This is a genomic window from Xanthomarina sp. GH4-25 (assembly GCF_045363175.1).
In the GTDB taxonomy this organism is placed as follows: Bacteria; Bacteroidota; Bacteroidia; order Flavobacteriales; family Flavobacteriaceae; genus Xanthomarina.
The window spans coordinates 251,085-257,524 of record NZ_JBJFLO010000007.1; the positions used below are offsets into that span (position 1 = coordinate 251,085).

Here is a 6,440-nt window from a genome sequence, read left to right on the forward strand (position 1 = left end):
TCATCTTAATTGAGATAAGCCCTAATAAATAAATTTGAAAAGATGAATTATAAAAGTTTTTTATTAACCGTTTTAAGCATATCGTTTGTATCTGCTTCCTTTTCACAGGCTAACATATTAAATGCAAAAAGCCCTACTGAAATTGGTGTTAGAACCGAAGCTCAAAAAGCTGTAGATAACGACAAACCATTAGAATATGGCTATGTAGACGATAGAGACATTATGTTTTCTAAAATGACTTGGGAAAGAGTGGTTCTTGACGAACGTGTTAATTTTCCATTATACTACCCTGTAGATACTAATAATATTGGTAAAGACAGACGTTCTTTATTCGATGTACTTTGGAAAAGCGTGAAACAAGGTGATATAGAAAATATTTATGATGATTCTTATTTTACTACCAAACGTACTTTAAAAGATATTAAATCGGCTATGTCTAAAGTAGATACCTTAGATATTGGTTACGAGCAATATAATGCAGATGGTTATGTTGATCCAGAATACATTGTAAAACGTGATATTACATCTTATGATATTAGTGCTTATTTAGTTAAAGGATTATGGTATTTTGATAAACGCCAAGCAGAGTTAAAATATAGACTTCTTGGAATAGCACCTGCTGCTCCAGATGTGAACTTTATTGATTCTGATGATGAAGCAAACAAAGAACCAATTCCTTTATTCTGGGTGTTTTTCCCTGATGCAAGAGATATATTACATGAAGCTAAATCGTTTAATAACGAAAATAGTGCAGTGCCTTTTTCTTTCGATCACTTATTGAATTCAAGACGTTTTAATGGTTATATTTATAAGGAAGAAAATGTATATGGAGACCGTAAAGTAACCGAATACATTTCTGAAAATGCCTTAATGCAGTTATTAGAATCTGATAGAATTAAAGAGAAAATTAGAAATTACGAATCAGATATGTGGGCTTATTAATTAAAGCATCATATAGATAAATAAAAACGCTCACTTTTCTAGTGAGCGTTTTTTTGTATTATTAATTGAAACCAAAGTATCTTTGTTATAATGAAAGTAGATTATATTATTGTAGGTTGTGGATTAGCTGGTATTGCTTTTTGTGAGCAATTAATTACTGCAAATAAAAGTTTTGTTGTTTTCGATAATCAATCGCAACAATCATCTGTTGTTGCTGGGGGATTATATAATCCTGTAGTTTTAAAACGCTTTACTTCCGTTTGGAAAAGTGAAGAACAATTAGAACTAGCTCTACCTATGTATCAATCTATTGAAGATAAACTTCAAATTAAAATAGATTATAAAATTCCGGTTTATAGGCGTTTTAACTCAAACGAGGAACAAAATAATTGGTTTGCAGCTTCCGATAACCCGTTTTTAGCTAATCACCTTTCATCCAAAATAATTAAAAACACCAATCCACACATTCAGGCTGATTTTGGTTTTGGTGAAGTTTTAAACACAGGTAGAATAGATACCAATGCCTTAATCACTTCCTATAAAGCATCTCTCAAAAAACACCATCAACTTATTGAAGAATCTTTTAATTATAATGAATTAAAGCTTCAAGAGTCTGATATGTTGTATCAAGATATTTTAGCAACTCAGATTGTTTTTGCTGAAGGATTTGGCCTAAAACAAAACCCGTTTTTTAATAATCTTCCTTTGAAAGAGTCTAAAGGCGAATTGTTAACCATTCATGCTCCAGAGTTGCAAATAGATTATGTTTTAAAATCCAGTGTGTTTATCCTGCCTTTAGGGAACCACTTGTATCATATTGGAGCTACCTATAATTGGAACGATAAAACAAATAACATTACAGAAGAAGGTAGAGAAGAGCTCTTAAAGAAGCTTAAAACATTTTTAAATTGTTCTTTTAAAGTGGTTAATCAAGTAGCAGGAATAAGACCAACAGTAAAAGATAGAAGACCTTTAGTTGGAAAACATCCAAAACACCATAATATGTATATTTTAAATGGACTTGGAACCAGAGGTGTTATGATTGGGCCTTATGTTGCCAAACAGCTTTTTAATAATATAGAAAACAAGCAGATTTTAGACAATGAAATTGATATTATTCGGTTTTATTCTTAACCATGGTCTTATCGTAATGAATAAACATATTAATCCAGATATTTCTAGAAATACGCATAATAATAGGTCCAAAAACAATTAATGTGCCAACAATTGCAATAAAAGCTGTTAATAAGCTACTGCCAATAAACAAATAACTAATGATAAAAGCAGCAACGGCAAAAGCAATTCCAACCCCATAACTAACATACATAGAACCATAAAAAAATGAAGGTTCCAAGCGATATTTTATACCACAATGCGAACAAGTCTCATTTATTTTTAAAACATCTCTTAAAATATAAGGGTTTTTATTCGAATACATGGATTCTTGGTGACATTTAGGGCAAGCTCCTAAAAGAATGCTATAAAGTTTACTTCCTTTTTTTATCATGATTAAAACTATTACTTTTGCGCTATGTAAGAATTTACAAAACTATCACTTTATTTAATAATGCTCTGTAACAATAGTAACAAAAATGCTTAACATTCATAATCTTTCTATTTCTTTTCAAGGGGAATATTTATTCGAAGACATTACTTTTAAATTAAGTCCTGGAGATAGAATTGGATTAATTGGAAAAAATGGCGCTGGAAAATCGACCATGCTAAAAATTTTAGCAAAAGAATTAGAACCAGATTCAGGACAGATTGCTGCAGATAAAAATTTAAGCATTGGATTTTTAAAACAAGATATCGATTTTGTTTTAGGGAGAACTGTATTGGAGGAATCTTACGAAGCTTTTCATGAAATAAAAGCTTTGGAAGCTAGAATGGAAGAAATCAATCATCAATTGGTTGAACGTACAGATTACGAAAGTGATGGTTACCATCAAATAATGGTGGATCTTAATGACGTGCAACATCAATATGAAATTCTTGGAGGTTATAACTACCAAGGTGAAACAGAAAAAATACTTCAAGGCCTTGGCTTTAAACGAAACGATTTCGAAAAACTAACAGATACATTTTCTGGAGGTTGGCGTATGCGTATTGAGTTGGCCAAATTATTACTTCAAAACAATGATATTCTACTCCTGGATGAACCTACAAACCATTTAGATATCGAATCGATTATTTGGTTAGAAGGATTTCTGAAAAATTATCAAGGAGCTGTCGTTATTGTATCTCACGATAAAATGTTTTTAGATAACGTTACCAATAGAACTATTGAAATATCGTTGGGCAGAATATACGACTACAACAAACCCTATTCTAAATTTCTAGTGCTACGTCAAGAAATAAAAGAGCAACAAATAGCAACTCAAAAAAATCAGCAGAAGCAAATTGAACAAACCGAAAAGTTAATTGAAAAGTTTCGAGCTAAAGCGTCTAAAGCAACAATGGCTCAATCTTTAATTAAAAAACTAGATAGAATAGAACGCATTGAAGTTGATGAAGATGATAATTCTGTGATGAAACTTAATTTCCCAGTATCTATTGTTCCTGGAAAAGTAGTGATTGAAGCACATAATATTTCAAAAAATTACGGAGACACTCAAGTGTTGAAAAATATCAGCATCACTATTGAGCGTGATTCTAAAACAGCCTTTGTTGGACAAAATGGTCAAGGAAAATCTACTTTAGCAAAAATAATTGTAGGAGAAATAAAGCATCAAGGTGAAATAAATTTAGGTCATAATGTACAAATAGGATATTTCGCTCAAAATCAAGCAGAATATCTAGACGGAAACAAAACTGTTCTAGATACCATGATTGATGCAGCTAACGAAAAAAATAGAAGTAAAGTAAGAGACATATTAGGTTCTTTTCTCTTTAGAGGAGAAGAGGCAGAGAAGTATGTAAGAGTCCTTTCTGGAGGCGAAAGAAATCGACTGGCATTAGCTAAATTATTGCTTCAACCGTTAAACGTGTTGGTAATGGATGAGCCAACCAATCACTTGGATATAAAATCAAAGAATGTTTTAAAAGAAGCTCTTAAAAAATTCGAAGGCACACTTATTTTGGTTTCTCACGACAGGGATTTTCTTCAAGGCCTTACAGATAGTGTTTATGAGTTTAAAGATCATAAAATAAAAGAATATCTTGGAGATATAGATTTTTATTTACAACAAAGAAATGTAGAGAATTTACGAGAGGTTGAAAAACGAGATGTAATAAAAGAAACTCCAAAAGAAAGTAACAAACAAACTTATGAAGAGCAAAAGAAAACAAAGTCTTTAAATAATAAATTAAGCAATTTAGAGTCTAAGATTCAACAGTTAGAGAAAGATATTAAGGAAATGGATGTAGAACTAGCCACAAATTATGACAAAGCAGTTTCTAATTCGAACTTTTTTGATAATTACAATTCAAAAAAACAAAAACTTGAGGGTTTTATGATAGAATGGGAAACAGTTCAAGAAGCTCTTGAAAACTTATAAATAGTTGATTTGTAATTCCTGTAAATTTTCTCAAAACATGCATTTCATCGAATAAATTTGTTTATTATCCTATTTAAGTCTAATATTGTTAGAGATTAATCCCAAATCGAAGACATATGAAAACTTATACTCTTATCATATTTTGTTTTTTTGTAACCACTTTGTCCTTTTCAGAAGTGACTCAAAACGAGAAAGATGCCTTAATAGCTCTTTATAACTCTACTAATGGTGACGCATGGAATAATTCTTGGAATTTAAACGAACCTATTGAAAATTGGTATGGCGTAACTGTCGTTAACGATAAAGTAATAGAAATCAACTTGCATTTTAATAACCTTCAAGGAACACTACCTCAAGAAATAGGCAATTTAATTTACTTAAGAAGCTTAAACCTTGGGTTTAATCAATTAGATGGAGAATTACCACTTTCATTAGGAAACCTAACAAGATTAACATCTTTAGAATTATTTATGAATAAGTTAGAAGGTGAAATTCCAAATGAAATAGGAAACCTATCTCATTTAAAAACTTTAAAATTATATAGTAATAGTTTCACGGGTCAAATACCAACGTCAATTGGAAATCTAGTAAATTTAAGAGAATTGATGTTAGGAAGTAATTTTTTAACTGGAAATATTCCTTCAGAAATAGCAAGCTTAAACAAACTTGAAGTATTAAGCTTAATTGATAATAAATTAGATGGAAAAATTCCTGTAGAATTAGGTCAATTAACCCAATTAAAAGAATTAGTCTTAGCTAGTAATGATTTAACAGGAACGGTTCCTTATCAAGTAACAGATTTAACGGAGTTAAGTACATTTATGGTTAGCGATAATAATTTTGATAAAGAATATGTAAGTGTTATAGATGGTGAAGGGAAAATGCCAAATAGTTTATTGGAATTCGATCCAGGAACCGTAATAACAGATAACGATTAAGTATTAATTAATTGATTAATAACCAAAACGAGACTATCTGAAAAGATGGTCTTTTTTTATATCTTTATTGTTTATGGAAGAACACTTTTTTCAATGTCCACATTGCTGGGAAACAATTTCGATGTTACTAGATCACTCTCAACCAGAACAGGAATATGTTGAAGATTGCGAAGTTTGTTGCAATCCCATTCAAATTACAGCTAAATTTTTAAAATTAGAATTAGTGTCATTTAATGCAAAAAGCATCGAACAATAAAATTCTTTAAAAATGTTCTTGTTATATTTAAAAAGCATTGTATATTTGCAGTCCTAAAATGATTGAGTCGGCATTATGAACCGAAAGTTAAAAGCTAAGAAAATTGTTTAGGAATTAAATCGCGGGATAGAGCAGTAGGTAGCTCGTCGGGCTCATAACCCGAAGGTCACTGGTTCGAGTCCAGTTCCCGCTACTAAATGTAAATCGTTTGAAATCAATGGCTTTGTTTGCACAAAGCCATTTTTTTATGTTTATATTAAATGAATTTCTAACGAATGAACACGAAAATGAACACGTTTTAGAACATAGTTTGTTAAAAAAGAAAAAATTTTCAGTCCCAAAAATTTATTCTGCTAACGGAAATTTAAGTAAGCGTTGGCACGTTTATTATTCCTACCGAAATCCTAAATCAGGAAAACTTCAACGGATGAAAAATGTCTATGGTAATGCTAATAGATATACCACAAAGGAAGATAGACTTGCAATTTTAAGCGTTTATAGAATTAAGCTTCTTAACTTATTAAAAGAAGGTTTCAATCCTTTTGAGGATAATACTCAAAGGTATGCGGAACGAGAGGTTGAAAAATTAAACTCTCATTCAGCTAAAAGTTCTAAAAAAACGAAAAAAGCTTTAGAATCAGAAAAGGAATCAGAACCCTTAGAATTAGTTTTAACTTATAAAGAAGCCTTTGAAAAAGGATTAAAGTTTAAAGAAAAACTGATTAGTGATACAACAAAGCGCAGTTATGAAAACCGTTTAAAAAACTTTTTACTTTGGGTAGAGAAGCATCATCCAAGTTTGAAGAC

Annotated in this window: 6 protein-coding genes, 1 tRNA gene and 1 pseudogene; 7 read left to right on the forward strand and 1 reads right to left on the reverse strand. The window is 30.7% G+C overall.

The window, feature by feature from the left end:
• Positions 1-42: 42 nt before the first annotated feature.
• Together gldN and ACI5KZ_RS12195 are read left to right on the forward strand one after the other, a co-directional pair.
• Positions 43-942, forward strand: coding sequence for a gliding motility protein GldN (gldN, locus tag ACI5KZ_RS12190; protein WP_406847769.1), 900 nt, complete (start codon positions 43-45; stop codon positions 940-942).
• Positions 943-1,032: 90 nt separating this feature from the next.
• Complete coding sequence (locus ACI5KZ_RS12195; RefSeq protein WP_406847770.1) at positions 1,033-2,076, forward strand: NAD(P)/FAD-dependent oxidoreductase; 1,044 nt, start codon at positions 1,033-1,035, stop codon at positions 2,074-2,076.
• On the opposite strand, the gene ACI5KZ_RS12200 is transcribed toward ACI5KZ_RS12195, so the two are convergent.
• Entirely contained in the window at positions 2,057-2,449 is a 393-nt protein-coding gene (locus ACI5KZ_RS12200) for a DUF983 domain-containing protein (protein ID WP_406847771.1), read from the reverse strand. The genes ACI5KZ_RS12195 and ACI5KZ_RS12200 overlap by 20 nt on opposite strands.
• An 85-nt stretch (positions 2,450-2,534) precedes the next feature.
• Here ACI5KZ_RS12200 and ACI5KZ_RS12205 point away from each other — a divergent pair, with 85 nt between their 5' ends.
• From ACI5KZ_RS12205 to ACI5KZ_RS12225, 5 genes and pseudogenes are all read left to right on the forward strand, one after another.
• The gene (locus tag ACI5KZ_RS12205; protein WP_109309677.1) at positions 2,535-4,439 is read left to right on the forward strand and encodes an ABC-F family ATP-binding cassette domain-containing protein; all 1,905 of its coding nucleotides are present in this window, start codon (positions 2,535-2,537) and stop codon (positions 4,437-4,439) included.
• A gap of 116 nt (positions 4,440-4,555) precedes the next feature.
• Positions 4,556-5,377, forward strand: coding sequence for a Two component regulator three Y domain protein (locus ACI5KZ_RS12210; RefSeq protein ID WP_109309676.1), 822 nt, complete (start codon positions 4,556-4,558; stop codon positions 5,375-5,377).
• Positions 5,378-5,450: 73 nt separating this feature from the next.
• Positions 5,451-5,633: a CPXCG motif-containing cysteine-rich protein gene (locus ACI5KZ_RS12215; RefSeq protein WP_109309675.1), complete on the forward strand. Its 183-nt coding sequence runs from the start codon at positions 5,451-5,453 to the stop codon at positions 5,631-5,633.
• 120 nt (positions 5,634-5,753) lie between these two features.
• Positions 5,754-5,826 (forward strand) — tRNA-Met (locus ACI5KZ_RS12220).
• 54 nt (positions 5,827-5,880) lie between these two features.
• A pseudogene (locus ACI5KZ_RS12225) lies at positions 5,881-6,440 on the forward strand (hypothetical protein); the annotation flags it as partial.